This window comes from Streptomyces sp. NPDC048269 (assembly GCF_040652395.1).
In the GTDB taxonomy this organism is placed as follows: Bacteria; Actinomycetota; Actinomycetes; order Streptomycetales; family Streptomycetaceae; genus Streptomyces.
In genome coordinates, this window is record NZ_JBEZLW010000003.1 from 309621 (window position 1) to 334944 (window position 25324).

The window sequence follows — 25324 nt, forward strand, 5'->3', positions numbered from 1 at the left end:
GGCGGGGCCGGCGGCCTCTGCGGCGCCTCGCTCGGATGCTGTGAGCGACCCGGGGGCCGGCTGTGCGGTGGGGGCGGGCGACGCCGCGGGGGCCAGGCGCTGCTGGGACTCGGCTGGGCCGGGGGGTGCTGGCTCGGCGGGGCGGGGGGACGCCGCGGCGCCTCGCGCGGATGCCGCGAGCAACCCGGGGGCCGGCTGTTCGGCGGGGGCGGGAAACGCCGCGGGCGCCAGGCGCTGCGTCTCGGCGGGGCCGGCGGACCCTGCGCCGCCTTGCTCAGGTGCCGGGTGTGACCCGGAGGCCGGCTGTGCGGTGGGGGCGGGAAACGCCGCGGGGGCCAGGCGCTGCTGGGACTCGGCTGGGCCGGGGGGTGCTGGGGGGACTCGTTCGGACACCGGGCGGGGACCGGGGGGCGCTGGTTCGGGCGTCGTGGGGTAGGCGAGGGCCCGGTGGGGGCCGGGGGCGGACGCGGCGGCCGGGTGGGGGCCGGGGGCGGGGGCCTGCTGGTGGGCGGGGGCGGCCGGGGATGTGGGGAGCGGGTCGCGGCGGGGCGGGGTGGACTGGTGCGGATCGGGCATCGCGGGTCCTTGGGGTCCGGGTCAGTGGGGCCGTCGGGCGGCGGCCGGGATGGCGTCGGCCAGGCGGTCGAGGACCGCCGCGGCCTGCTCGTCGGTCAGGGTCAGTGGGGGGAGCAGGCGGACGACGGCGTTGTGGCGGCCGCCGAGTTCGATGATCAGGCCGCGGTCCAGGCACTCCTGACGGACGGCCGCGGCCAGGGCCGGCGCGGCGGCCCCGGTGTCGGGGTCGATGAGTTCGATGCCGATCATCAGGCCGCGGCCCCGGACGTCCCCGATACAGGACTGGGCGGAGGCCAGGCCGCGCAGAGCCGTCAGCATGCGCTCGCCCAGGGCTGCCGCCCGCTCGGCGAGCCTGTTCTCGCGGACGAAGGCGAGCGTGGCGGCACCGGCCGCCATGGCGAGCTGGTTGCCGCGGAAGGTGCCCGCGTGGGCGCCGGGGGTCCACACGTCCAGGCCCGCCCGGTACACGATCACCGCGAGCGGCAGGCTGCCACCGATCGCCTTGGACAGGACCATCACGTCCGGCACCACCCCGGCGTGGTCGACCCCCCAGAAAGCGCCGGTCCGGCCGACCCCGGTCTGCACCTCGTCCGCGATCATCGGGATGCCCCGCGCCTCGGTGATCTCCCGCATCCGGCGCAGCCAGGCGTCCGGGGCGGGGAGGACCCCGCCCTCACCCTGTACGGGTTCGACGATCAGGCCGGCGGGGGCGGGCACCCCGCCCTTGGGGTCGTCGAGGAGGTTCTCCGCCCAGCGGGCACCGAGTTCGGCCCCCTCGGGGCCGCCGACTCCGAACGGGCAGCGGTGGTCCTGCGGGTAAGGTAGCCGGGTCACCCGTACGTCCGGGGCGCCCCCGGACGCGTCGAGGGCCCCCGCGGTCATCCCGTGGTAGGCCCCGGTGAAGGCGAGCAGCCCGGAGCGCCCGGTCGCGGTGCGGACCAGTTTCAGGGCGGCTTCCACGGCGTCCGTGCCGGCCGGCCCGCAGAACTGGATGCGGGCGTCGGCGGCAAGTTGCGGCGGCAGGTTGGCGAACAGCTCAGTGGTGAAGGCGTCCTTGACCGGGGTCGCGAGGTCCAGCACGTGCAGCGGGGCCCCGGAGTCGAGGACGCCGCGGATGGCTTCGAGTACGACCGGGTGGTTGTGTCCGAGGGCGAGGGTCCCGGCCCCGGAGAGGCAGTCGAGGTAGCGTCGCCCGTCGGCGCCTTCGATCGTCAGCCCGCGGGCCCGTACCGGGACGATGGGCAGCGAGCGGGCGTACGTCCGGGCGGCGGACTCCCGCTGCGCCTGCCTGCGCAGGATGCCGTCCGGGGAGAGGGACCGGCCGGGTCCGCCAACTCCCCCGGTCGCGCCGGGTCCCGGCAGCCGGCTCCCCTGCTGCGGCACGTGCGGTGTGATCTCCGGGGCGGTCTCCGGGACGGTCTCCGGCATGAGTTCCGGCATGAGTTCCGGCATGGGATCCGGCATCAGATCCGGCGTGCTCTGCGGCGTTTTCTGCGCAGCGGCCTCGGCCGCGGCCGGCTCGGTCAAAGCCACGAGTTTCGTCCTCCCGCACGGATTGCCCTACCGGATCGCGCCTCGAACACGAACGCTGCCCGCCCATCCCCCGTACGTACCAACGACGGTGACGGCGACGGATCACGGGTGGACCCAAGATCCTTGGCCCTCAAGGCCCGTCGGGACGGGAGCCCGGGGGAACCACGCCCCGGGCTGTGCCGTCCCTCACCACGGCGGCATAGTGGGGTGCTGCACTCCACGCCTCGAAACCACCAGGGGGACGAACGACATGCGACCGAACCGACCGGTCACCGCGATCCTGTGCGCGGCCGCGCTCGCGCTGACCGCCGCGGCCTGCGGCCCCGGCGACGGGGAGGCCGGCGGCGACGCCAAGCCGACCGTGGCGGCGAGCCTTCCGGGCTCGGACGGGATCAAGATCCCGGACCAGCTCAAGGACAAGCTCAAGGAGCACGGCATCGACCTGGAGAAGTGGAAGGGGGGTGCGTGGAAGAACTGGAAGAAGGAGGACTGGCTCCGCGAGGCGGGCGACTACGTCAACCCGATCATCGAGGGCCTGTGGGACTCGGACCGCATGCGTGACGCCGAGCAGCCGAAGCAGCCGGCCGTCGACCCGGACGCGGGCAAGGACCAGGGCGTGACGGACCCGACCCCGGCGCCGGTGACGGCCAAGGCGGCGAACGCGCCCTACCACCAGAGCGTTCCGCAGGCGGGCAAGGTCTTCTTCGACGGCCCCGAGGGCTCGATGGTCTGCTCGGCGACCGTGGTCAAGGACCCGGCCCACCCCGGCAAGTCCAACCTGGTCTGGACGGCGGGACACTGCGTGCACGCGGGCAAGTCCGGCGGCTGGTACCGCAACATCGCCTTCGTCCCGTCCTACAACAATGCGGGCAAGCCGACGGCGCAGCTCAAGGGCGCGCCCCGCGAGCAGGTGGCCCCGTACGGCGTCTGGTGGAGCGACTGGGCGCAGACCTCCGACCAGTGGATCGCGACCGGCGGTCCGACCGGCGGCGCGGGTGCCCCGTACGACTTCGCGGTCCTGCACGTGACTCCGGAGAAGGGCGGCGGCAAGTCCCTGGAGGAGACCGTTGGTTCGGCGCTCCCGGTGGAGTTCAACGCCCCCGCGGTCCCGAAGGTCGCGAGCATCACGGCCACCGGTTACCCGGCGGCGGCGCCGTTCGACGGCCAGAAGGCCTACCAGTGCGCGGACAAGCCGGGCCGGCTGTCGCTGACGGCGAACGACCCGGTGATGTACCGCATCGGCTGCACCATGACCGGCGGTTCCTCGGGCGGCGGCTGGATCGCGGCCGGCGCGGACGGCAAGCCGGCGCTGGTGTCGAACACCTCGATCGGTCCGGCCAAGGCGGGCTGGCTGGCCGGCCCCCGGCTGGGTCCTGAGGCGCAGGGCATCTTCACCGCGGTGAGCGGCAAGTTCAAGTAGTCCCCGAACGACGGAGAACGGCTGAGGCCCCCTGCGGTGCAGGGGGCCTCAGCCGTTCTCACATGTACGTCAGGCACGTCAGCGCACGCGCACGCGTCACCGCTTCGCGAGTGCGTACGGTGCCAGGTCCGCCGCCAGTTCCTGGTGGACCCGCGCCTTGAGCAGGGTGCCCTCCGGGGTGTGCTCCTCGGAGATCACGTCACCCTCGGCGTGGGCCTTGGCGACCAGCGAGCCGAGGGTGTACGGCACGAGGGCCTCCACCTCGACCTCGGGCCGCGGCAGCTCGGTGTCGATGAGCGCGAGGAGTTCCTCGATGCCCATGCCGGTGCGCGCCGAGACGGCGATGGAGTGCCGCTCGATGCGCAGCAGCCGCTGCAGGACGAGCGGGTCCGCCGCGTCCGCCTTGTTGATCACCACGATCTCGGGCACGTTCACGGCGCCGACCTCGCGGATCACCTCGCGCACCGCCGCCAGCTGCTCCTCCGGCGCCGGGTGCGAGCCGTCCACGATGTGCAGGATGAGGTCGGAGTCGCCGACCTCCTCCATCGTGGAGCGGAACGCCTCGACGAGGTGGTGGGGCAGGTGCCGGACGAAGCCGACCGTGTCCGCCAGGGTGTAGACCCGGCCGCTCGGGGTCTCGGCCCGGCGCACGGTCGGGTCGAGGGTGGCGAACAGCGCGTTCTCCACCAGCACGCCCGCGCCCGTGAGGCGGTTGAGCAGTGAGGACTTGCCGGCGTTGGTGTAGCCCGCGATGGCGACCGAGGGCACCTTGTTGCGGCGGCGTTCCTGCCGCTTGATGTCGCGGCCGGTCTTCATCTCCGCGATCTCCCGGCGCATCTTCGCCATCTTCTCGCGGATCCGTCGCCGGTCGGTCTCGATCTTGGTCTCACCGGGGCCTCGGGTGGCCATGCCGCCACCGCCGCCGCCACCCATCTGACGGGACAGCGAGGCACCCCAGCCGCGCAGGCGCGGCAGCATGTACTGCATCTGCGCGAGAGCGACCTGCGCCTTGCCCTCTCGGGACTTGGCGTGCTGGGCGAAGATGTCCAGGATGAGGGCGGTCCGGTCGACCACCTTCACCTTGACGACGTCTTCGAGGGCGATGAGCTGGCCGGGGCTGAGCTCACCGTCGCAGACGACGGTGTCGGCGCCGCTCTCCATGACGATGTCACGCAGCTCGCGTGCCTTGCCCGAGCCGATGAAGGTGGCCGGGTCCGGCTTGTCGCGGCGCTGGATCACGCCGTCGAGTACGAGGGCACCTGCCGTCTCGGCGAGGGCGGCGAGCTCCGCGAGGGAGTTCTCCGCGTCGTTCACCGTGCCGGAGGTCCAGACACCGACGAGGACGACGCGCTCCAGACGGAGCTGCCGGTACTCGACCTCGGTGACGTCTTCGAGCTCGGTGGAGAGGCCGGCCACGCGGCGCAGGGCCGCGCGCTCGGAGCGTTCGAACTGCTCGCCGTCCCGGTCTCCGTCGATCTCGTGGCTCCAGGCGACGTCCTCTTCCATCAGGGCATCGGCCCGAAGGCTCTCGGTGAAGCTCTGCGCGTCCGGCACGTCCCGTGCGTCCCGCGCGTCCTGGGAAGGGGAAGAAGAGGAGGTCATTGGATCCTTACGTCGATTCGAATAGCACTGCCGCAACACTGCTGGAACTGTCACGTCCAACGTGTCACACCGCCCGGGGATTCCCCGAACGGACCTGTCGATGGTGACATGCCCGTTCCCCGCGGGTCACACCCTTTATTTGACGGGCGCGGCCCCGCTGCGCGCGGACCCGCTCCACTCCGGGTGCCCGGGCATGGCCGGGGTCTTCTGTCCGTACAGCCACGGCTCCAGGAACGCCGTCAGGTCCCGGCCCGCCTCCTCGGAGGCCACGCGTACGAAGTCGTCCGTGCCCGCGACGCCGTCCCGGTGCTCCGCCACCCAGCGCCGCTCGACCCGGTCGAAGGCGTCCGTGCCGATCTCCTCGCGCAGCGCGTAGAGGATCAGGGCGGCCCCGTCGTAGACCACGGGCCGGAACAGCCCGATCTTCTGGCCGGGGGCGGCGGCCTTCGGAGCCGCGGGGGGGCCGCCCGCCGCCCGCCACTGGTCGGAGCGCTGGTACGCCTCGCGCATGCGCCGCTCCAGGGAGTACTTGCCGAGCCCGTCCGCGTACAGGGCCTCGTACCACGTGGCGTGTCCCTCGTTGAGCCACAGGTCGGACCAGGTCCGCGGGGCGACGCTGTCGCCGAACCACTGGTGGGCGAGCTCGTGGACCATCACGGCCTCCACGTACCACTCGGGGTAGCCCTCGCCCGAGAAGAGGCCGTGTTCGAAGAGCGAGAGCGTCTGCGTCTCCAGCTCGAAGCCGGTGGTGGCCCGGGCGATCAGCACGCCGTAGTTCTCGAAGGGGTAGCGGCCGACCCGCTCCTCCATCCACGCGATGTGCCCCGCGGTCTTCTTCAGCCAGGGGTCGAGCTTCTGCCGGTCCTGGGCGGCCACCACGTGGCGCAGCGGCAGCCCGTGCGGTCCGGTGCCGTGGACGACGGCGGAGCGGCCGACGGAGACCTGGGCCAGCTCGGTGGCCATCGGGTGCCGGGTCCGGTACGTCCACGTCGTGGAGGGGCCCATGCGGAAGGCGGGGACGTCCGGCAGTCCGTTGGCGACGACCGTGAGGCCGTCCGGGGCGGTGACGCGGAAGGTGAAGAAGGCCTTGTCGGCGGGGTGGTCGTTGCAGGGGAAGACGCGGTGGGCGGCGTCCGCCTGGTTGGCCATGGCCAGGCCGTCCTCGGTGGGCACCCAGCCGCCGTCGCCGCGCCCCCGCGGGTCGCTGGTGTGCCGGATCGTGATGTGCAGCGGCACATTGCGCGGGACGGGGCGCACGGGGGTCAGTACGAGGTCCTCCCCCACGCTCTCGAACCGCGCCGGCTCGCCGTTGACCTCGGCGGACGCCACCTTTCCGTGGGTGAAGTCCAGGTTGATCCGGTCCAGCGGCTGCAGGGTACGGGCGTCGATCACGGTGACCGCGTCGAGGGGGGTGCGGTTGTCCTTGTAGGTGAAGGACAGGTCGTACGAGAGCACGTCGTACCCGGGGTTCCCGAGCTCCGGGAACAGCCGGTCGCCGATGCCCAGCGCCGTCGGCGGGGGCAGCACGGCGGCGACGAGGGTGAGGGAGGCCGCGGCGAGCAGGGCGGCGCGCAGGCGCGGGGAGGTGAGCTGCATCCACCACCGCTTACCAGCGCCCGCCGCGTTGCCGCGAACGGCGCGCGACGAGTCCACTCGAACGGGACCTTCCGGCGCCGACCCGGCCTACGCGCGGCTGACGTCGTACACGCCCGGCACGTCCCGCATCGCCCGCATCAGGGCGGGCAGTCCGCCCGCGTCGGGCAGCTGGAGGGTGTAGGTGTGCCGGACCCGCTGCTCGACCGGTGGTTCCACGGTCGCGGAGACGACCTCGACCCCCTCGCGGGCGATGGCCTCGGTCAGGTCGGCCAGCAGATGGGGACGGCCGAACGATTCGGCTAGCAGCGTCACGCGGCAGTCCGCCGTGGCCCGCCAGTGCACGGCGACGGAGGTACGCCCGACGGCGCGCATCTGGGCCACCGCGGCGCACTGGATCCGGTGCACGGTGACGGCCCCGCCACGGACCACGAACCCGGCGACCGCGTCCGGCGGTACCGGGGTGCAGCATCCGGCGAGCCGCACGGGGGCGTCCGGCAGGTCGGCGACGGCGTTGGCCCCGCCGCCCCGGGCCCCGACGACCGACAGCGGCGCCCGCGCGGCCGAGGTGGTGGCCATCGCCCGGTCGGGATGGGCGTCGAGCCAGCGGCTGATGGCGATGCGGGCGGCGGGGGTCCGCGCGTGGTCCAGCCACTCGGCGGCGGGTCCGGAGGAGGTGTCCTGCGCGAGGAGCAGTTGCACGGTGTCCCCGTCGGACAGCGGGGAGGACAGGGAGGTGAGGCGCCCGTTGACCCGGGCGCCGATACAGCCGTGGGCCGCCTCGCCGTGCTGCGCGTAGGCGGCGTCGATACAGCTGGCACCGGCCGGCAGGCCCAGCGTGCCGCCGTCGGCCCGGAAGACGGTGATCTCCCGGTCCTGGGCCAGCTCGGCGCGCAGGACGCTCCAGAAGGTGTCGGGGTCGGGCGCGGACTGCTGCCAGTCGAGCAGCCGGGAAAGCCAGCCGGGCCGCGTCGGGTCGACCCGCTCCTCCTCGCATTCGGCGGCGTCCGCCGTCGCGGTGGCGTACGGATTGCCGAGCGCGACCACGCCCGCCTCCGCGACGCGGTGCATCTGCCGCGTCCGCACGATGACTTCGGCTACGTAGCCCTCGGGTGTGGCGACGGCGGTGTGCAGCGACTGGTAGAGGTTGAACTTGGGAGCGGCGATGAAGTCCTTGAACTCCGAGACGACCGGGGTGAAGCAGGTGTGCAGCTCGCCCAGGACGCCGTAGCAGTCGGCGTTCTCGCCGACGAGGACGAGGATGCGGCCGAAGTCGGAGCCGCGCAGTTCGCCGCGCTTGAGGGCGATCCGGTGCACGGAGACGAAGTGCCGGGGCCGGACCTGTACTTGGGCGGCGATGCCGGCTTCGCGCAGGACGGCGCGTACGGAGTCGGCGATGGCGGGCAGCGGGTCGCGTTCCCCCGCGTGGGCCGCGATGAGGGCGCGGGTGTGCTCGTACTCCTCGGGGTGCAGGATCGCGAAGACGAGGTCTTCGAGCTCCGTCTTGAGGGCCTGGACGCCGAGCCGTTCGGCGAGGGGGATGAGCACGTCGCGCGTGACCTTGGCGATGCGGGCCTGTTTCTCGGGGCGCATCACGCCGAGGGTGCGCATGTTGTGCAGCCGGTCGGCGAGTTTGATGGACATCACGCGGACGTCGTTGCCGGTCGCGACGAGCATCTTGCGGAAGGTCTCGGGCTCGGCGGCGGCGCCGTAGTCGATCTTCTCCACCTTGGTGACGCCGTCGACGATGAAGCAGACCTCCTCGCCGAACTCCTCGCGGACCTGATCGAGCGTCACCTCGGTGTCCTCGACGGTGTCGTGGAGGAGCGAGGCCGTCAAAGTGGTGGTCTCGGCGCCGAGTTCGGCGAGGATCAGGGTGACGGCGAGCGGATGTGTGATGTACGGCTCACCACTTTTTCGCATCTGACCGCGGTGGGAGGTCTCCGCGAGGACGTACGCGCGCCGCAGAACGGACAGATCGGCGTCCGGATGATGGGCGCGGTGCGCCTCGGCCACGTGGCCGATGGCGTCCGGAAGACGGTCGCGGGACGTGGGCCCCAGCAGGGCCGCACGCCCGAGCCGGCGCAGATCGAGCCTGGTCCGGCCCCGTCTACGGAGCTCAGGGCGCGCTTCGGGGTGTGCTTCGGGGTTCGTGGCCTCTGCACTCATGGGCACCTCCGGCGGCTTCGACCGGCGGTGGCGGGCATGGGGTGAACCCTCAGGGCCGGTGCCTGATGTTACCGACCCCACCACGTGGCGCAGTCCACCTCTCGCTGAGCGTGAAACGGATCACCCATTGGAGGGAACCTTCAGGCGAAAGCCGTTTCGGTGAGCCAGGCCGCTTCGAACTCTCCCGAAGCCACGATCACGGCCGGTCCCGTCATGTCGATCTGCCCGTCGGGGTGCTCGGTGATGACGAGGGTTCCGCCGGGGAGGTCGACGGTGTACGTGACGGGTTCTCCGGTGGCGGCAGGGTCCGCTCCGTCGCGGCGGATGGCGGCCACGGCCACGGCGCAGGCGCCGGTGCCGCAGGAGCGGGTCTCCCCGGAGCCGCGCTCGTGGACGCGCATGGCGACGTGCCGGGGGCCTCGGTCGACGACGAACTCGACGTTGACGCCGGCCGGGTAGGCGGACTCCGGGCTGAACGGCGGGGCGGTGTGCAGGTTCCCGGCGTCGTCGAGGCTGTCGACGAAGGCCACGGCGTGCGGGTTGCCCATGTTCACGTTGCGTGCGGGCCAGGTCTTGGCACCGACGCTGACGGAGACCTCGCCCTCGGGGAACGCGGCGCGGCCCATGGAGACGGTGACGTCGCCGCTCTTGTCGAGGTGGACCCGCTTGACGCCGCCGCGGGTGGCGATCGAGAGGTCGCCGGGCTCCACGTGGCCCGCGTGCTGGAGGTAGCGGGCGAAGACGCGTACGCCGTTGCCGCACATCTCGGCGACGGAGCCGTCGCTGTTGCGGTAGTCCATGAACCACTCCGCCTCGCCGGCCAGGTGCGCGGCGTCGGGGTGCGCGGCGGACCGGACCACGTGCAGGACGCCGTCCGCGCCGATCCCGGCCCGGCGGTCACACAGCTTCGCCACGGCGGACGCGGGCAGCTCCAGGGAGTTGTCCGGGTCCGGGACGATCACGAAGTCGTTCTCGGTGCCGTGGCCCTTGAGGAAGGGGAGGGTGGTCTGCGTCACCCGCCCATGGTACCGAGCCGCAGTTCAGGGGCGCTGCGCAGGCCCGCGGCGGGCGGTCCGGGGGCGACGCGTCCCCGGAGTCGGAGGGCGGCGCGTCCCCGGAGTCGGGGGGTCAGCGCAGCCGGGCGACGCGGTACACGGCGAGGGATACGACGGCCAGCACGACCAGGGCGTACAGCGCGGCCATGCGCCAGTCGGGGCGGCGGCCGCTCCCCCGGGCCGGGAGCCCGGGCCAGGTGTAGCCCACCCGGCGGGCGGCCATCATCCCCCAGCCGGCGGCGCAGCAGCTGATGAGGAAGCCGAGCATGGCCACGACGGCTCCGCCGTCGCCGAACTCGAAGGCGAGCGGGAAGGCGAACATCAGCGAGCCGGCGGCGGCGAGCACCGCGATGGGGGCGATCTGCCACAGGCGCAGGCGCCGCTGCGGACGCAGTTCGACCTCGAACTCGGGGCCGGCGGCGGCCTCGGCCTCCGCCGAGTCGGGCGCGTCCGGGCCGTCCGGGGTCAGCCGCGCGGGGTCGGCGGGCAGCCCGAGCCCGGCGGGGCCGTCGGGCCCCGCGGACCCGTCCACCCGGTCGGGGGACCCGTCCGTCCGGTCGAGAAGCTTCGGGTCCGCTTCCCGCCGGGTGTCGTCCCGCCCGGTGTCACGGGGGCCGGCCTCCATCGCCACGCGCCCTCCCCACTCGGACTCAGTACGCCGCAATTCACTGCCGGTGACCACACCCGCAGGAGTTTGATGATGGCACGCCGCCGGGCCCTCGACGGGCGCCCGGAGCGTCCCGATGCCATCACGTGATCAGGCTGTGACCGCTCGTTCGACCAACGTCTGCGCGAGCCCGGGGAGTTCCCCCCGGTCAGCGGCGGCGCCGCTGAGCCAGTGCACGCGGGGATCGCGGCGGAACCACGAGTCCTGCCGGCGGGCGAACCGCTTGGTGGCCCGGACCGTCTCGGCCCTGGCCTCGTCCTCGGTGCACTCCCCTGCGAGCGCGGCGAGCACCTGCTGGTAGCCGAGCGCCCTGGAGGCGGTGATTCCGTCGCGCAGGCCGCGGGCCTCCAGCTCGCGGACCTCGTCGACAAGCCCGTCCTCCCACATGCGGTCCACGCGGCGCGCGATCCGCTCGTCGAGTTCGGGCCGGGCCACGTCGACGCCGATCTGCACGGTGTCGTAGACGGACTCGTGGCCGGGCAGGTTGGCCGTGAAGGGGCGGCCGGTGATCTCGATGACCTCCAGCGCGCGGACGATCCGGCGGCCGTTGCTGGGCAGGATCGCCCGGGCGGCGGCCGGGTCGACGGCGGCGAGGCGGGCGTGCAGGGCGCCCGGGCCGCGCAGGGTGGCCTCTTCCTCGAGCCTGGCGCGGACCTCGGGGTCGGTGCCGGGGAACTCCATGGCGTCCAGGGCGCCCCGTACGTACAGGCCGGATCCGCCGACGAGCACGGGCGTGCGGCCCTCGGCGAGGAGCTTGTCGATCTCGATGCGGGCCAGGCGCTGGTACTCGGCGACGTTGGCGGTCTCGGTGACGTCCCAGATGTCGAGGAGGTGGTGCGGGACCCCGCCGCGTTCCCCGGTCGTCAGTTTGGCGGTGCCGATGTCCATCCCCCGGTACAGCTGCATGGAGTCGGCGTTGACGACTTCGCCGTCGAAGTGACGGGCCAGGGCGACGCCCAGATCGGACTTTCCGGCCGCGGTGGGACCGACGACGGCGATGACCCGCGGTGCGGGGGCTGCTTTCCTCACCGCCCCAGTCTCGCAAACCCCACGGCATGTACCCGATCGAGCTACGTGACGGGGTGGGGGCGGGGTCGTTGCCCTGGCGAGGTTCCGGCCCGGCGTATGCCCGCATGCGCCCGGCGGAGGCCGGTCCGGCCAAGGCGGAACTTCACTCACACGAGTAGCGTTATGGGAGTAGACATGGGCGTTTTTGATCGGTTTTTTCGTCGTAAGGACGGGGTTGTGACCGAGGAGGTCGCGGCGGAAGCCCTGACGGCGGAGTCCGGCGAGGCCGAAGAGGCCGAGGCCGAGGCCGAGCCCGCTGTGGCGGAGGCTCCGGCGGCGGAAGCCATGGAGATTCCGAAGCAGCAGTCGGCCGAGGTGGCCGCGGACAGCGAAGCCGGCGAGGGCGCCCGTACGTAGCGACCGCCAATGGAAGGTGCCCCATGGGCCTGCTGGACAATCTGAAGGCCAAGCTCGCTCCGGCGAAGGACAAGGTCGGAGACCTCGCCCAGAAGAACGAGGGCAGGATCAACGAGGGTCTGGACAAGATGGCCAAGGCCGTGGACTCCAAGACCAAGGGCAAGTACAGCGAACGGATCACCACGGTCGAAGCCAAGGCGAAGGGCGCCCTGGGCAAGATCGCGCACAAGGACGACACCCCCGGCGGGCCGCCGACGCCGCCGCCGATGGCCACCTGACGCGGTCCCCGAAGGGGCGTGGGAGCGGAAGATGCCGCTCCCACGCCCCTTCAGGCGTTCCGGCGGCCGTACGTCGCAGGGGCGCCGCGGGGCGCCCGGCCCCGTTCACGACGCGGCCCGGCCCGGCCCGGCCCGGCCAGATGGCCTTGCACGGTGCGGACGGGCTGGACGGTGCGGACGGGCTGGACGGTGCGGGCCGGCTGGACGGTGCGAGGGGGGCTCAGGACCAGGCAGCGACGAAGTACCCCACGCCGTACGGCGCGTCCTCGTACAGCAGGCGCCCGTCGAGGCCCGCCCCCTCGGCGGCGCCGGCCAGCACCTGCCAAGGGGCCCGGCCGGCTGCCTGGAGCTCGGCCGCGAGCTGCGCGTCCAGCGCGGCGAGCGCGGCCACGTCGCCGGCGCCCAGCGCGCGGGCGGCAGCCCCGTCGAAGGCGGCGGCGCGCTCGTCGAGGTAGCCGGGGGCCTTCAGGGTCCGGCATGCGCTGCCGTCGCCCATCACGAGCAGGGCCACCCGGGCGGCGCGCGCGGCGAGCTCCCGGCCCGTCTCAAGGCACCGGGCGGTCTCCAGCGGCTCCGCGACCCCGAGCCCCTCGACCGGAGCGGCTCCCCAGCCCGCGCGGCGCAGCAGCCAGGCGCCCACGGCCAGCGAGGTGGGCAGCGGGCGCCTCCCCTCCGCGCCCTCCCCGAGCCGTACCTCCGCCTCGACGCCGAAACCGCGGAACGTGCCGCGGGCGCCCTGCGGGTACGCACCGAGGTGGTCCTGGTCGGCGGCCCCCACGACGACCAGCAGGTCGGGCCGGGAGGCGGAGAGCACCGCGAGCGCGTCGGAGCAGGCGGTGCGGGCGTCGCCGAGTTCGGCGGCGGCCCCTGCGGCGACCTCCGGCACGAGCAGCGGCGGGGCGGGACAGACGGCAGCGGCTACGAGCATGATCCGCAGCCTAGCCCGCGGCCGCCCGCGGCGGCAGCGGGCCCCGGCTCAGCGGGGCCGGGGCCCGGGCCGGAGCCTGGGCGGCGAAGCCCTGGGCCCGGCAGGGCACGACTGCGGGTCAGGACGAGGCGGGCGCCGCGCAGCCTGACGTGGCGGCCGGCAGCGGCGCCGGTACACCCAGGGTCGGGATGCCGAGCATGACGCCCGCCGGCTGGGCCGGGGCGGCGTTGCGCTTCTCCCAGGCGTCGCCCGCGCGGGTGCGGCGTACGGTCCGCGTCGGGCCCTCGGCCAGCAGGTGGTGGGGGGCCGCGTAGGTGATGTCCACGGTCACCACGTCACCCGGACGGACCTCCGCGTCCGGCTTCGTGAAGTGGACCAGGCGGTTGTCGGGGGCACGGCCGGACAGGCGGTGGGTGGCGCCGTCCTTGCGGCCCTCGCCCTCCGCGACCATGACCTCCAGGGTGCGGCCGATCTGCTTCTTGTTCTCCTCCCAGGAGATCTCCTCCTGGAGGGCGACCAGGCGCATGTAGCGGTCCTGTACGACCTCCTTGGGGATCTGCCCGTCCATGTCGGCCGCGGGAGTGCCGGGCCGCTTGGAGTACTGGAAGGTGAAGGCGTTCGCGAAGCGGGCCTCGCGCACGGTGTGCATCGTCTGCTGGAAGTCCTCCTCCGTCTCACCGGGGAAGCCCACGATGATGTCGGTGGAGATCGCGGCGTGCGGAATCGCGGCACGGACCTTCTCGATGATGCCGAGGAACCGCTCCTGCCGGTACGAGCGGCGCATCGCCTTCAGGATCGTGTCCGAGCCGGACTGCAGCGGCATGTGGAGCTGCGGCATCACGTTCGGGGTCTCGGCCATCGCCGCGATCACGTCGTCCGTGAAGTCGCGCGGGTGCGGGGAGGTGAAGCGGACCCGCTCCAGGCCCTCGATCTGCCCGCAGGCGCGCAGCAGCTTGCTGAAGGCCTCGCGGTCGCCGAGGTCCGAGCCGTACGCGTTCACGTTCTGGCCGAGCAGGGTGATCTCCGAGACGCCTTCGGCGACCAGGGCCTCCACCTCGGCGAGGATGTCGCCGGGACGGCGGTCCTCCTCCTTGCCGCGCAGCGCCGGGACGATGCAGAAGGTGCAGGTGTTGTTGCAGCCGACGGAGATCGAGACCCAGGCGGCGTACGCGGACTCGCGGCGGGTCGGCAGCGTCGAGGGGAACGCCTCGAGCGACTCGGCGATCTCGACCTGCGCCTCCTCCTGGATGCGGGCGCGCTCCAGCAGCACGGGGAGCTTTCCGATGTTGTGCGTACCGAAGACGACGTCGACCCAGGGGGCCCGCTTGACGATCGTGTCGCGGTCCTTCTGGGCGAGGCAGCCGCCGACGGCGATCTGCATGCCGGGGCGCTTGGTCTTCATCGGGGCGAGCCGTCCGAGGTTGCCGTACAGCTTGTTGTCGGCGTTCTCGCGGACGGCGCAGGTGTTGAACACGACCACGTCGGCGTCGCCGTCGGAGCCCTCGGGCGCACGCGTGTAGCCCGCGTCCTCCAGCAGACCGGACAGCCGCTCGGAGTCGTGCACGTTCATCTGGCACCCGTAGGTGCGCACCTCGTATGTTCCCTTGACGTCCACTGCCGTGCTCCGGTCGCTGCTGCTGGTCATGCAACAAGGGTAGGCGGTGCCCGGGAGCCCTCCGGCCCCTCGTCCCGTGACAGGACGGCGGGCGGGTGGCAGGATCGCGGCCATGCCTCTCGTACCGCCCCGGATCAGCAGGCGCCAAGCCCTGCGGGCCCTGGTGGCCGTACTCGCCGTGCTCGGCGTCCTGCTGTGGTGGCTGAAGCCCTTCGGGGAGCCGGAGCTCAAGGGCGGGCTGACCTTCAGCACGGGTGTCAGGACCGGGGTCTACCACCGGTACGGCCAGCTGCTGGAACAGGAGCTCAGGCAGGACATGCCCGGGGTGAAGGTCCGGCTGGAGACCAGCGAGGGATCGCAGCAGAACCTCCAGCGGGTGGCCGCCGGGGAGGCGGACTTCACGGTGGCGACGGCGGACGCGGTCGCCAAGTACCGGCAGGAAGCGAAGCCGGGGGCGGACGACCTGCGCGGGTGTGCGCGGCTCTACGACGACTACGTGCAGCTGGTGGTGCCGGCCGCTGCTCCGGTGCAGTCGGCGCGGGACCTGCGCGGCAAGCGGGTGGCGATCGGCCAGCCGGGCTCCGGGGTGCGGCTCATCTCCGAGCGGCTGCTGACGGCGGCCGGGCTGGATCCGGCCACCGACATCACGCCGGTGTCCATCGGCATCGACACCATGCCGGCCGAGCTGGAGGCCGGCCGGATCGACGCGTTCTTCTGGTCCGGCGGGCTCCCGACGAACGCGGTGCGCGAGTTGTCGGAGCGGTTCGAGATCCGGCTCGTGCAGCTCGGGGACCTGGTGGAGGCGCTGCAGGCGAGCGGGAGCCCGGCGCGCTACTACCGGGCGGCGGTGATGCCGCAGGACGCGTACACGCGGGCGCGCAACACCAGCGCGGTGGCGACCCTGGCTGTGCCGAACTTGTTGGTGACCACGGAGAAGACGGACGCCGAGCTGACGGAGCGGTTCACGCGGACGGTGATCCTCAGCCGCGACCGCATCGGGCACCAGGTGCACGCGGCGCAGCTCGTGGACCTGCGGACGGCCATCTACACCGACCCCCTCGCGCTGCACGAGGGCGCGCGGCGCTACTACCGCTCGGTCAAGCCCTGACCTCTACGCGCCGATCGTTGCGCGCGAAGCTTCACCCGCCGACCGTCGCGCGCTGGACGTCACGCCGTGACGTCCGCGGCCTGCCCGTCACGGCCGGACTTCACGGCCTGGGCTTCACGCTCCGGCCTTCACACTCTTGGCATCCGCGGCCTGGCCCTCACGACTTCGCCTTCACGCTGCCCCGGACGTCACGCCCTGACCTTCACGAGGACGGCAGCAGCATGCTCGCCGCGGCGGCGGCTCCGATCAGGCCCGCGTGCGTGCCCAGGGTGGCCGGGACCACCTGCAGGTCCCGCACGAAGGACAGCGTGGCGTAGGCGGCGAGGTGCGTGCGGATCGGGGCGAACAGGGTGTCGCCGGAGGCGGCCACGCCGCCTCCGATGACCGCGATGTCCGTCTCGACGAGGGTCGCGGTGGCCGCGATGGCCGCCGCCAGGGCGCGGCCCGCTCGGTCGAAGGCGGCCTGGGCGACGGGGTCGCCGGCCTGGGCGGCCGCGGCCACACCCGCCGCCGTGGCGTCGCCGCCGGGCTCCGCGGGGGTCCAGCCCTGGGCCAGGGCCCAGCGGGCGATGGCGGTGCCGGAGGCGATCGACTCGACGCAGCCGTGGCCGCCGCAGGCGCACGGCTCCCCGTCGAAGGCGACGCTGATGTGGCCGATGTGGCCCGCGTTGCCGGTGGGGCCGGGGTGGAGCTTGTTGTTCAGGATGAGGCCGCCGCCGACGCCCGTGGAGACCACCATGCACAGCGCGTTCGCGTGGCCCCGGGCCGCGCCCAGCCAGTGTTCCGCCGCGGCCATCGCCACACCGTCACCGGCCAGTACGGTCGGCACCTCCGCCCCGTCCGCCCCTCGTGCCCCGCGCGCCGCGAGTTCGGCCTCGACCCGGGCCAGGACCGGGAACTCCCGCCACGCCCCGATGTTGACCGGGCTGACCGTGCCCCGGGAGGCGTCCACCGGGCCCGCGCTGCCGATCCCGCAGCGGACCGCGGACGACCACAGCGGCGAGCGGGACAGGTCGGCGACGACCCCGGCCACCGCCGCCATGACGGCGTCCGCGTCCGCGTCCGCCGCGCGCGGGGTCGGGCGACGGGTCAGGGCGGACATCGTGCCGTCGGGGTGCACCAGCGCCCCGGCGATCTTCGTCCCGCCGATGTCGATCGCCACCGTCAGGCCTGCGGCCGCGGCTCCGGCTCGCGGTGTGGAGTGGGGGGCGGTGGGAGTGATCACGGTGGCGGCTCCAGGAAGGGGTCAGGATTCAGTATGGGCCGCGGGCGCCGCCGTACTCTCGCGAGGCTCCAGCCGCGGCTGCTCGCTCTGGCGCACCCCGGCAGGCCTTCCCGCGAGGACGGCGAGGAGCTCCTCGGCGGCGAGGCGGCCGAAGCCCGCGGTGTCCCGGACGAGGGCGGTGAGCCGGGGGTGGGTGACCCGGCAGAGCGCGGAGTCGTCCCAGGCCACGATCGAGAGCCGGCCCGGTACGGGGATGCCCAGCTCGGCGGCGACCGCGATCCCGGCGACTGCCATCACGTCGTTGTCGTAGACCAGCGCGGTGGGGGGCTCGGGCTCGGCGAGGACCCGGCGGGTGGCCGCCGCGCCCTCCGCGTCGGAGTAGTCGGTGACCACGGAACGCACCCGGTCGGGCCCGAGGCCGCGCCGTGCGGCCTCGGTCCGCAGCGACTCGATCCGGCGGGCCGTGTGGGCGAGGCCGGGGAGCCCGGCGATGTGGACGATCCGGCGGTGGCCCAGCCCGTGGAGGTGGTCCAGGACCTGGACCATGGCCCCTGCGTCGTCGGCCCGGACCGAGGAGAGCGGGTCCGCGACGGGGTGGGAGGGATCCTCGGACGTGCCGTGGGAGAGGCCGTGGGAAAGGCCCTGGGAAGGACCGTGGGAGGGTGCCTCGCCCACCATGACGGCCGGCAGGGCCAGCTGACCGAGGAGCTCCGGACGCGGGTCCGTCGTGCGCGGGTCGACGACGAGGACGCCGTCGACCCGCCGCTCGGCCCACCAGCGGCGGTAGACGGCGCATTCGGCCTCGATGTCCTCGACCACCTGGAACAGCAGGGCCGTCCGGGCGGCGGAGAGGACCTCCTGTATGCCGGAGACGAGCTGGAGGAAGAAGGACTCGACGCCGAGTGTGTGCGCGGGCCGGGCGAGGACGAGTCCGACGGCGCCGGAGCGCTCGCCGGACAGGGCGCGGGCGGCGCTGTTGGGCTGCCAGCCGAGCTCCTCGGCGACCCGGCGGATCCGGGCGCGGGTCTCCCGGGAGACCCCCGGCCGGTCGTTGAGCGCGAAGGACACGGCGCTCTCCGACACCCCGGCCTGGCGGGCGATGTCCTTGATCGTGGGTCTGCGGGCCATGGCCAGACCGTACGCGATCTCGCCCTGACGGGCCGCCATGACCGAAATACCGCTGTCCATTTCCCCGCAGTTCCAGGTGGCCGGTCACAACTAAAGCGCATTAGCTTCTCCAGGTTCCGATGAACAGAACCCTTGTGTCAACAGGGCTGAAGCGCATAAGTAGGCGGTCCGGAGGCCCTGTTGACTTTCCCCATCCACACCGGCAGGTTGTGGCCCGCCCGGTGAATTCCTCAGAACTCCAGGACGCCTTGTGCACGGACACGCGCTCCGATTCGGTGCCAACTACACGCCGGCCCGCGGCTGGTTCCACCACTGGCTGGACTTCGACCTCGACGAGGTCAGGTCCGACCTCGACTCGATCGCCGCGCTCGGGCTGGACCACATCCGCGTGTTCCCGCTGTGGCCGGTGTTCCAGCCGAACCGGACGCTGATCCGGCCGCGTGCGGTCGAGCAGCTCGTCGCGCTCGCCGACGCGGCCGCCGAGCGGGGGCTCGACGTCAACGTGGACGGCCTGCAGGGCCACTTGTCGAGTTTCGACTTCCTGCCCGCCTGGACCCGGACCTGGCACCGGCGCAACCTCTTCGCCGACCCGGACGTGGTCGCCGGCCAGGAGGAGTACCTGCGCACGCTGGCCGCCGCCCTCGCCGACCGGCCGAACTTCCTGGGCATGACCGTGGGCAACGAGATCAACCAGTTCGCCGGGTCCCCCCACCCCGACCCCGACCGGATCACCCCCGATCAGGCGGCCCGCTGGCTGGAGCGGATGCTCGCCGCCTGCGAAGAGGGGGCGCCCGGGCGGTTCCACCTGCACGCCGAGTACGACGCCGCCTGGTACCAGGACGGTCACCCCTTCACCGTCGCCCAGGCCGCGCGGCTGGGCGCGGCCACCGCCGTGCACTCCTGGGTGTTCAACGGCACCGCGCAGCGCCACGGCCCGGCGGGAACGGCGACCGAGCACCATGCCGCGTACCTGATCGAGCTGTCGAAGGCCTGGGCCCTGGACCCGCGCCGCCCGGTGTGGCTCCAGGAGGTCGGCGCGCCCGCGCCGCTGATCGGGCCGGAGCGCGCGGCTCGGTTCACCGAGGCGACCGTGGCGAACGCCCTGGACTGCCCGGACCTGTGGGGCGTGACCTGGTGGTGCTCGCACGACGTGTCCCGGGAGCTCGCGGACTTCCCGGAGCTGGAGTACGGCCTCGGCCTGCTCACCAACGACCGCCGGCCCAAGCCGGCCGGCGCCGCCCTCGCGCGGATCACCGAGGAGTGGCGGGGGCGCGAGCACCGGCCGCCCGTACGGTCCACCGCGCTGGCGGTCGACGTCGGCGGGGCCGAGACGGCTCCGAGGCGCTCGGTGTGCGCTCCCGGCGGCCCGTTCTTCGAGGCGTGGGCGGCGCTCACCGCGGACGGGGTCCGGCCCGCGGTGGTGCTGGCCGAGCTCGCGGAGGACCCCGCGCACCTTTCCGCGCGCGGCATCACCGAGGTGCTGCGCGTACCCCCGCACTGATCTGACGCCCCTTCCGGAGGAGCCCGCATGTCCGAGACCGACAACGGCGTCGACCCTCGTACGGCCGAGCCCATACCCATACCCATGCCCATGCGCCTGCCCCGGCCCCTCCCCGCGCCCGCGCCGCCGCCCCCGCCCGCCTCCGTACGGCCGCCGGCCCGGCGCGCGGTGCTGGCCGCCGGGGCCGGGGCGGCCGCGCTGCTGGGCGCCCCGGCCCCGGCGTCCGCCGCCTGGGCCACGGCCACGCCCTCCACCCCCTCCACGACCTCCGCGCCCGCCGCTCCGGCCCCTCCGACCCCGGCCGACCTGGCCCCGTACGCCTCCTACTGGTTCCCGGACTCGCTCCCCAAGGGCGCCCCCGGCCCCGGGATCGTGTGGCGCTCGCTCAAGCGGTGGACCCCCGAAGGCGATCCCGACCTCGCCCACAACACCGCGACCGTGCCGCTCGCGACGCGCTTCACGCCGGTGCCGCCGCACCAGGGCGCGCGCGCCGGCCAGGCCCGGATCGCCTCGCTCGTCTCCTTCGGGCCCACCGCGCAGAACCCCTCCCAGGGCTCGGCCACCGCCGACTACTACGCGTTCACGCACTGGGCGTACATCGACGAGCTGGTCTTCTGGGGCGGCTCCTCCGGCGAGGGGATCGTGCTCGCGCCGAACGCGCCCGTGGTCGACGCCGCCCACCGCAACGGGGTCCGCGTCCTGGGCAATGTGTTCCTGCCGCCCGCGCCCTACGGCGGCGACCTCCAGTGGACCCGCGACCTGGTCCAGCGGGACTCCCTGGGCCGCTTCCCGATCGCGGAGCAGCTGGTGCGGGTGGCCACGGCGTACGGCTTCGACGGCTGGTTCGTCAACGCCGAGACCGACGGCGGAGACAGCGAACTCGCCTCCAGGATGCGGGAGTTCCTGCGCGCCCTGCGGGCGGCGGGCGAGCCGTACGGCCTGCGGATCACCTGGTACGACGCGATGGACAGCACCGGCCGGGTGGGCTGGCAGGGTGCCCTCAACGAGCTCAACCAGGAGTTCTTCGAGGACCGTGCCGGGAAGGTCGCGGACACGATGTTCGTGGACTTCCGCTGGACGCCGCAGACCCTGGCCGCCTCCGGCGCGCTCGCGCAGCGCCTGGGCCGCTCGCGCCACGAACTCTGGGCCGCCGTGGACACGGAGGCCAACGGCTGGAATTCCGGCGTCCGCTGGGACGCGATCATCCCGCGCGAGGGCGACCACGTCGTCAGCTACGGCTTCTACCGGCCGGAGTGGACCCGCAACCACCTCACCGACCGCTCCCCCGGTGCCTTCCACCGGGCCGACGACCGCTTCTGGACGGGCGAGTCCCTGGATCCCGCCCGGCCTGCGCCGGAATCGGGCTGGCGGGCTCCCGCGACGGCCGTCGCCGACCGTTCCACGGTCACCGCGCTGCCGTTCGCCTGCGCCTTCAACACGGGGCACGGGGAGCGCTGGTACGAGGACGGCCGGGCCGTGTCCGACACCCCCTGGAACCACCTCGGACTCCAGGACCGGCTGCCGGGCCGCCGCTGGGTCGTGGACACCGCCGGGGAGCGGCCAGCCGTGACCCTGGACTTCGCGCGCGCCTGGCGCGGCGGCTCCAGCCTGCTCGTCGCGGGCACGCTGACCGCCCCGGCGGCCGTCGGACTGCACTCCACCCGGTTCGCCCTCACCCGATCCACCGTCGTGGAGCTGGTGCACGCCACCGAGTCGGGCCCGGTCGCGGTGGAGGTCGGCGTGGCCACCCGCGAGCCGGCCGCTCCGGGCGAGCCGGTCCCGTACACCTGGTTCCGGGCGGACACCCTCGGCGCGGGGCCGGCCTGGCGCCGGGCGCGGGTCGCGCTGTCGTCACTGGCGGGGAAGACGGCGTACGGATGTGCCGTACGGATCACGGGACTCGGGAAGAGAGCCGTGGTGTGGCGGCTCGGGTCCTTGTCGGTGAGCGACACCGCCGCCGGTCGGCGGCCGGCGTCTCCCGCTGCCCTGACCGTGGACGCCTCGGCCCGTCACGACGACCGGGCGTGGCTGCGCCTGTCGTGGCGCCGGGCTGCCGGGGCGGTCCGGCATTACGAGGTGTCCCGCGTCCTGCCCGGCGGCACCCGCCGGTTCCTCGGCGGCACCTGCGGCACCGCCCTCCACCTGGCCGCCGTCCCCCGCGCCGGCCGGGAGCGGGCGGCGGCCTTCGAGGTCCGGGCCGTCGACGAGCTGTACGCGGTCTCCGCCCCGGCCCGTACGGTCCTCGCCTGGTAGCGGCGCCCGCCGGGCGGGGGCGTCAGGAGGTGTGCGGGTCGGTGCGCGGCACGGACACCGTCACCCGCAGCCCGTGCGGCGGGTTCTTCTCGTACGTGAGGGACCCGCCGCCAGCGGCGAGCAGGGCGCGGGAGATCGACAGCCCGAGCCCGGAGCCCTTGATGTTCTGGTGGCGGCCGCTGCGCCAGAAGCGGTCGCCGACGCGCAGCAGCTCGTCCTCGGTGAGGCCGGGGCCGCGGTCGGCGACGACCACGTGGACGGTGCGCCCTGCCGCCTCGACGGACACCTCGACCTCCTCACCCGTGGGGGTGAACTTCAGGGCGTTGTCGATGACGGCGTCGAGCGCGCTGGACAGGGCGATGGGGTCGGCCCATCCGGCGACGGCGGTCCGGCCCGTCTCGGTGAGCCGTACGCCCTTCTCCTCGGCGTAGGGGCGCCAGGCGGAGACCCGCTCGGAGGCCAGGGCCCCGATGTCGGTGAGGCTGATCTCGGCGGAGGCGTGCTCGGCCAGTGCCAGGTCCAGCAGGTCGTCCAGGACTTGCGTCAGGCGCTTGCCCTCGGCGCGCACGGAGGCGATCTCCTCGTTGCCCTCGGGGAGTTCGAGGGCGAGCAGCTCGATCCGCAGGAGCAGCGCGGCGAGCGGGTTGCGCAGCTGGTGGGAGGCGTCCGCGACGAACGCCCGCTGCTGCTCCAGTACCTCTTCGACGTTGTCGGCCATCTCGTTGAACGACCGGGCCAGGCGTTGGAGTTCCGGCGGACCGCCGGCGGCCGCGACGCGCGAGTTCATCCGCCCGGTGGCGATCCCGTGGGCGGCGGCGTCGAGGGTCTGCACGGGCTTGAGGACCCAGCTGGTGAGCCGCAGGGCGGCGCCGAAGGCGACCAGCATCGCGGCGGCGAGCCCGCTCGCGATGAGCAGCCAGCCCCTCAGGATCCGGCCGCGCATCAGATCGGTGGGCGACTCGGTGGCGACGACGGCGACCACGTCCCCGTCGAGGACGACGGGGGAGGCGACGAGCAGTTTGCCGTGGGTCTGCCAGGGCCACACCTGCGGCGGGTCGTGGCTGCGCCGTCCGGCCAGCGCCTCTTCGAAGGCGCGGCGGCCCTCGCCGGACTCGGGGAGCTGCCACCAGCCCGGGGAGCGGGCCATGGCGTTGTCGTCGCGGAGGAAGATGCCGACGCGGATGCCGTACAGCTCCTGGTAGCGGGCGAGTTCGTGCTGGAGGGTCTCGCGGCGCTCGTCGGCGCCGGTGGAGCCGGAACCCTCGGCGTCGACGACGAACTGGGCGAGGGCGGCGAAGCGGGCGCTGTCGTCGATGCGGTCGACGACGACCCGCTGCTGCTGCCCGGCGGCCAGGCTCACGGCGAGCGGGAAGCCCAGCGCGAGGAGGGTGCCCGCCATCAGGACGACGAGCAGCGGGAGGAGCCGGGCGCGCACGACAGGGCCCGCTAGGGGGCGGCCGGGGAGACGAGCCGGTAGCCCACCCCGCGGACGGTCTCGATGAGGGCGGGCATGCGCAGCTTGGAGCGCAGCGAGGCGACGTGGACCTCCAGGGTCCGGCCGGTTCCCTCCCAGCTGGTGCGCCACACCTCGCTGATGATCTGCTCGCGGCGGAAGACGACGCCGGGCCGCTGCGCGAGCAGGGCCAGCAGGTCGAACTCCTTGCGCGTGAGCGGTACGTCGATGCCGTCGACGCTGACCCGGCGGTTGGGCAGCTCGATGCTGACGGGGCCGAGCCTGACGACGGCGGGGGTGCCCGTCCCGGTGACGGCGGCCTCCTCGGAGGCGCCGGTGCGCCGGGCGACCGCGTGGATGCGGGCGAGGAGTTCACCGGTGTCGTACGGCTTGACCACGTAGTCGTCGGCGCCCATGTTGAGGCCGTGGATGCGGGAACGTACGTCGGCCCGGGCGGTCACCATGATGACGGGCGTGGCGGCGCGCTTGCGGATCTTGCCGCACACCTCGTAGCCGTCCTGGTCGGGCAGGCCGAGGTCGAGCAGGATCACCCCGTAGGGAGTGACGTTGGGCCGGCCGCCGGCGGGCAGCAGGGCCTGGAGGGCCTCCTCGCCGTTGCGGGCGTGGGTGACCTGGAAGCCGTGCCGGGCGAGGATCGCGGACAGGGCGGCGGCGACGTGGTCGTCGTCCTCGACGAGCAGCAGTCTCATGTCGTCCCCCTCTCCTTCCCTCGATCTTCGGATTCCGTACGTTGCAGGGCCACCCTGCATCCACGCCGATGCGGACGCCCACGTCAAGGGGGTTCCGCTCCGGCGCGCCTTCCGTTATGGACCCGGTACGACCGCATCCGGGCCACGCCGGTACCGCGCACGGAGCGTATCCGGGCGAGGCCGGATCGTTATGCTCAATTCTCCCTCAGATGTGATGACGCTGTGCACGTCACGTCACTACTGTCCTCCCAACCGAGGAGGACGGAGCAAGAAGCCGATGAGCGGAGTATCAGTGGCCAAGGACGTGCAGGACGCGGCCGGTGCCGCGGACGACCTGGTCGTACTGAGCAACGTCAACAAGCACTTCGGCGCGCTGCACGTGCTTCAGGACATCGATCTGAGCATTGCCCGCGGTGAGGTCGTCGTGGTGATCGGTCCTTCGGGATCCGGCAAGTCCACGCTGTGCCGGACCATCAACCGGCTGGAGACGATCGACTCCGGCACCATCACGCTCGACGGCAAGGAGCTGCCCTCGGAGGGCAAGAAGCTCGCCGAACTGCGCGCCGATGTCGGCATGGTGTTCCAGTCGTTCAATCTGTTCGCGCACAAGACGGTGCTGCAGAACGTCATGCTGGGCCAGGTCAAGGTCCGCAAGGCGGAGCAGGCAGCCGCCCGCGAGAAGGCCGTGGCCCTGCTGGACCGGGTGGGTGTCGGCTCCCAGGCGGACAAGTACCCGGCGCAGCTCTCCGGCGGCCAGCAGCAGCGCGTGGCGATCGCCCGCGCGCTGGCGATGGAGCCGAAGGTGATGCTCTTCGACGAGCCCACGTCGGCGCTGGACCCGGAGATGATCAACGAGGTGCTGGAAGTCATGCAGCAGCTCGCCCGGGAGGGCATGACGATGGTGGTCGTCACGCACGAGATGGGCTTCGCCCGCTCTGCGGCCAACCGGGTCGTCTTCATGGCCGACGGAAAGATCGTCGAAGAGGCCACGCCCGAGCAGTTCTTCAGCAACCCGCGCAGTGACCGCGCCAAGGACTTCCTGTCGAAGATCCTGCACCACTGAGGGTCCGGTCTGGTAGTCATCC

Annotated in this window: 20 protein-coding genes; 7 read left to right on the top strand and 13 right to left on the bottom strand. The window is 73.3% G+C overall.

Features of this window, described 5'->3' with window-relative positions:
* Positions 1–597: 597 nt before the first annotated feature.
* Positions 598–2109, bottom strand: coding sequence for a diaminobutyrate--2-oxoglutarate transaminase family protein (locus AB0D48_RS05390; protein WP_362390998.1), 1512 nt, complete (start codon positions 2107–2109; stop codon positions 598–600).
* A gap of 250 nt (positions 2110–2359) precedes the next feature.
* Between AB0D48_RS05390 and AB0D48_RS05395 the strand changes: the two genes are divergently transcribed.
* On the top strand, positions 2360–3529 hold the full coding sequence (locus AB0D48_RS05395; protein ID WP_362391000.1) for a hypothetical protein: 1170 nt from the start codon (positions 2360–2362) through the stop codon (positions 3527–3529).
* Positions 3530–3625: 96 nt separating this feature from the next.
* On the opposite strand, the gene hflX is transcribed toward AB0D48_RS05395, so the two are convergent.
* From hflX to miaA, 6 genes are all read right to left on the bottom strand, one after another.
* On the bottom strand, positions 3626–5131 hold the full coding sequence (gene hflX / locus AB0D48_RS05400; RefSeq protein WP_362391002.1) for a GTPase HflX: 1506 nt from the start codon (positions 5129–5131) through the stop codon (positions 3626–3628).
* Positions 5132–5266: 135 nt separating this feature from the next.
* Positions 5267–6727 carry a M1 family metallopeptidase gene (locus AB0D48_RS05405; RefSeq protein WP_362391004.1) on the bottom strand — a complete coding sequence of 487 codons (1461 nt, stop codon included), beginning with the start codon at positions 6725–6727 and terminating at the stop codon, positions 5267–5269.
* 87 nt (positions 6728–6814) lie between these two features.
* Positions 6815–8893, bottom strand: a complete 2079-nt coding sequence (locus AB0D48_RS05410; protein ID WP_362391006.1) for an HD domain-containing protein — start codon at positions 8891–8893, stop codon at positions 6815–6817.
* A gap of 140 nt (positions 8894–9033) precedes the next feature.
* A complete protein-coding gene (gene dapF, locus AB0D48_RS05415; RefSeq protein ID WP_362391008.1) occupies positions 9034–9909 on the bottom strand; it encodes a diaminopimelate epimerase in 876 nt (291 codons plus the stop codon).
* Between the two features lie 112 nt (positions 9910–10021).
* Positions 10022–10573 carry a hypothetical protein gene (locus AB0D48_RS05420; RefSeq protein ID WP_362391119.1) on the bottom strand — a complete coding sequence of 184 codons (552 nt, stop codon included), beginning with the start codon at positions 10571–10573 and terminating at the stop codon, positions 10022–10024.
* A 132-nt stretch (positions 10574–10705) separates the two neighbouring features.
* Entirely contained in the window at positions 10706–11644 is a 939-nt protein-coding gene (miaA, locus tag AB0D48_RS05425; RefSeq protein ID WP_362391010.1) for a tRNA (adenosine(37)-N6)-dimethylallyltransferase MiaA, read from the bottom strand.
* Between the two features lie 216 nt (positions 11645–11860).
* On the opposite strand from miaA, the gene AB0D48_RS05430 reads away from it, so the two are divergent.
* Complete coding sequence (locus AB0D48_RS05430) at positions 11861–12040, top strand: gliding motility protein (RefSeq protein ID WP_362391012.1); 180 nt, start codon at positions 11861–11863, stop codon at positions 12038–12040.
* A gap of 23 nt (positions 12041–12063) precedes the next feature.
* Positions 12064–12318, top strand: a complete 255-nt coding sequence (locus tag AB0D48_RS05435; protein ID WP_362391014.1) for an antitoxin — start codon at positions 12064–12066, stop codon at positions 12316–12318.
* A gap of 220 nt (positions 12319–12538) precedes the next feature.
* Here AB0D48_RS05435 and AB0D48_RS05440 read toward each other — a convergent pair whose 3' ends face one another.
* Complete coding sequence (locus AB0D48_RS05440; RefSeq protein ID WP_362391016.1) at positions 12539–13246, bottom strand: hypothetical protein; 708 nt, start codon at positions 13244–13246, stop codon at positions 12539–12541.
* Between the two features lie 118 nt (positions 13247–13364).
* Positions 13365–14891 carry a tRNA (N6-isopentenyl adenosine(37)-C2)-methylthiotransferase MiaB gene (gene miaB, locus AB0D48_RS05445; RefSeq protein ID WP_362391018.1) on the bottom strand — a complete coding sequence of 509 codons (1527 nt, stop codon included), beginning with the start codon at positions 14889–14891 and terminating at the stop codon, positions 13365–13367.
* A gap of 82 nt (positions 14892–14973) precedes the next feature.
* On the opposite strand from miaB, the gene AB0D48_RS05450 reads away from it, so the two are divergent.
* Positions 14974–15969 carry a TAXI family TRAP transporter solute-binding subunit gene (locus tag AB0D48_RS05450; protein ID WP_362391021.1) on the top strand — a complete coding sequence of 332 codons (996 nt, stop codon included), beginning with the start codon at positions 14974–14976 and terminating at the stop codon, positions 15967–15969.
* Positions 15970–16171: 202 nt separating this feature from the next.
* On the opposite strand, the gene AB0D48_RS05455 is transcribed toward AB0D48_RS05450, so the two are convergent.
* Entirely contained in the window at positions 16172–17137 is a 966-nt protein-coding gene (locus AB0D48_RS05455) for an ROK family protein (protein ID WP_362391121.1), read from the bottom strand.
* 78 nt (positions 17138–17215) lie between these two features.
* The gene (locus AB0D48_RS05460) at positions 17216–18322 is read right to left on the bottom strand and encodes a LacI family DNA-binding transcriptional regulator (protein WP_362391123.1); all 1107 of its coding nucleotides are present in this window, start codon (positions 18320–18322) and stop codon (positions 17216–17218) included.
* 250 nt (positions 18323–18572) lie between these two features.
* Between AB0D48_RS05460 and AB0D48_RS05465 the strand changes: the two genes are divergently transcribed.
* Positions 18573–19823, top strand: coding sequence for a glycosyl hydrolase (locus AB0D48_RS05465; protein ID WP_362391023.1), 1251 nt, complete (start codon positions 18573–18575; stop codon positions 19821–19823).
* A 27-nt stretch (positions 19824–19850) separates the two neighbouring features.
* On the top strand, positions 19851–22076 hold the full coding sequence (locus AB0D48_RS05470) for an endo-beta-N-acetylglucosaminidase (protein WP_362391025.1): 2226 nt from the start codon (positions 19851–19853) through the stop codon (positions 22074–22076).
* 22 nt (positions 22077–22098) lie between these two features.
* Here AB0D48_RS05470 and AB0D48_RS05475 read toward each other — a convergent pair whose 3' ends face one another.
* Together AB0D48_RS05475 and AB0D48_RS05480 are read right to left on the bottom strand one after the other, a co-directional pair.
* Entirely contained in the window at positions 22099–23511 is a 1413-nt protein-coding gene (locus AB0D48_RS05475) for a HAMP domain-containing sensor histidine kinase (protein ID WP_362391027.1), read from the bottom strand.
* 11 nt (positions 23512–23522) lie between these two features.
* Positions 23523–24239 (bottom strand): response regulator transcription factor, encoded by a 717-nt coding sequence (locus AB0D48_RS05480; RefSeq protein WP_362391029.1) that lies wholly within the window; start codon positions 24237–24239, stop codon positions 23523–23525.
* A 277-nt stretch (positions 24240–24516) separates the two neighbouring features.
* Between AB0D48_RS05480 and AB0D48_RS05485 the strand changes: the two genes are divergently transcribed.
* Positions 24517–25302 (top strand): amino acid ABC transporter ATP-binding protein, encoded by a 786-nt coding sequence (locus AB0D48_RS05485; protein ID WP_362391031.1) that lies wholly within the window; start codon positions 24517–24519, stop codon positions 25300–25302.
* The last annotated feature ends 22 nt before the right edge of the window (positions 25303–25324 follow it).

Bases quoted from the DNA above. Each gene is read 5' to 3' on its own strand.
- AB0D48_RS05395 (WP_362391000.1), top strand. From the start codon at position 2,360: ATGCGACCGAACCGACCGGTCACCGCGATCCTGTGCGCGGCCGCGCTC.
- AB0D48_RS05405 (WP_362391004.1), bottom strand. From the start codon at position 6,727: ATGCAGCTCACCTCCCCGCGCCTGCGCGCCGCCCTGCTCGCCGCGGCC.
- AB0D48_RS05470 (WP_362391025.1), top strand. From the start codon at position 19,851: ATGTCCGAGACCGACAACGGCGTCGACCCTCGTACGGCCGAGCCCATA.
- AB0D48_RS05410 (WP_362391006.1), bottom strand. From the start codon at position 8,893: ATGAGTGCAGAGGCCACGAACCCCGAAGCACACCCCGAAGCGCGCCCT.
- AB0D48_RS05485 (WP_362391031.1), top strand. From the start codon at position 24,517: ATGAGCGGAGTATCAGTGGCCAAGGACGTGCAGGACGCGGCCGGTGCC.
- AB0D48_RS05435 (WP_362391014.1), top strand. From the start codon at position 12,064: ATGGGCCTGCTGGACAATCTGAAGGCCAAGCTCGCTCCGGCGAAGGAC.
- AB0D48_RS05440 (WP_362391016.1), bottom strand. From the start codon at position 13,246: ATGCTCGTAGCCGCTGCCGTCTGTCCCGCCCCGCCGCTGCTCGTGCCG.
- AB0D48_RS05420 (WP_362391119.1), bottom strand. From the start codon at position 10,573: ATGGAGGCCGGCCCCCGTGACACCGGGCGGGACGACACCCGGCGGGAA.
- AB0D48_RS05480 (WP_362391029.1), bottom strand. From the start codon at position 24,239: ATGAGACTGCTGCTCGTCGAGGACGACGACCACGTCGCCGCCGCCCTG.
- AB0D48_RS05460 (WP_362391123.1), bottom strand. From the start codon at position 18,322: ATGGCCCGCAGACCCACGATCAAGGACATCGCCCGCCAGGCCGGGGTG.
- miaB (WP_362391018.1), bottom strand. From the start codon at position 14,891: ATGACCAGCAGCAGCGACCGGAGCACGGCAGTGGACGTCAAGGGAACA.
- hflX (WP_362391002.1), bottom strand. From the start codon at position 5,131: ATGACCTCCTCTTCTTCCCCTTCCCAGGACGCGCGGGACGCACGGGAC.
- AB0D48_RS05450 (WP_362391021.1), top strand. From the start codon at position 14,974: ATGCCTCTCGTACCGCCCCGGATCAGCAGGCGCCAAGCCCTGCGGGCC.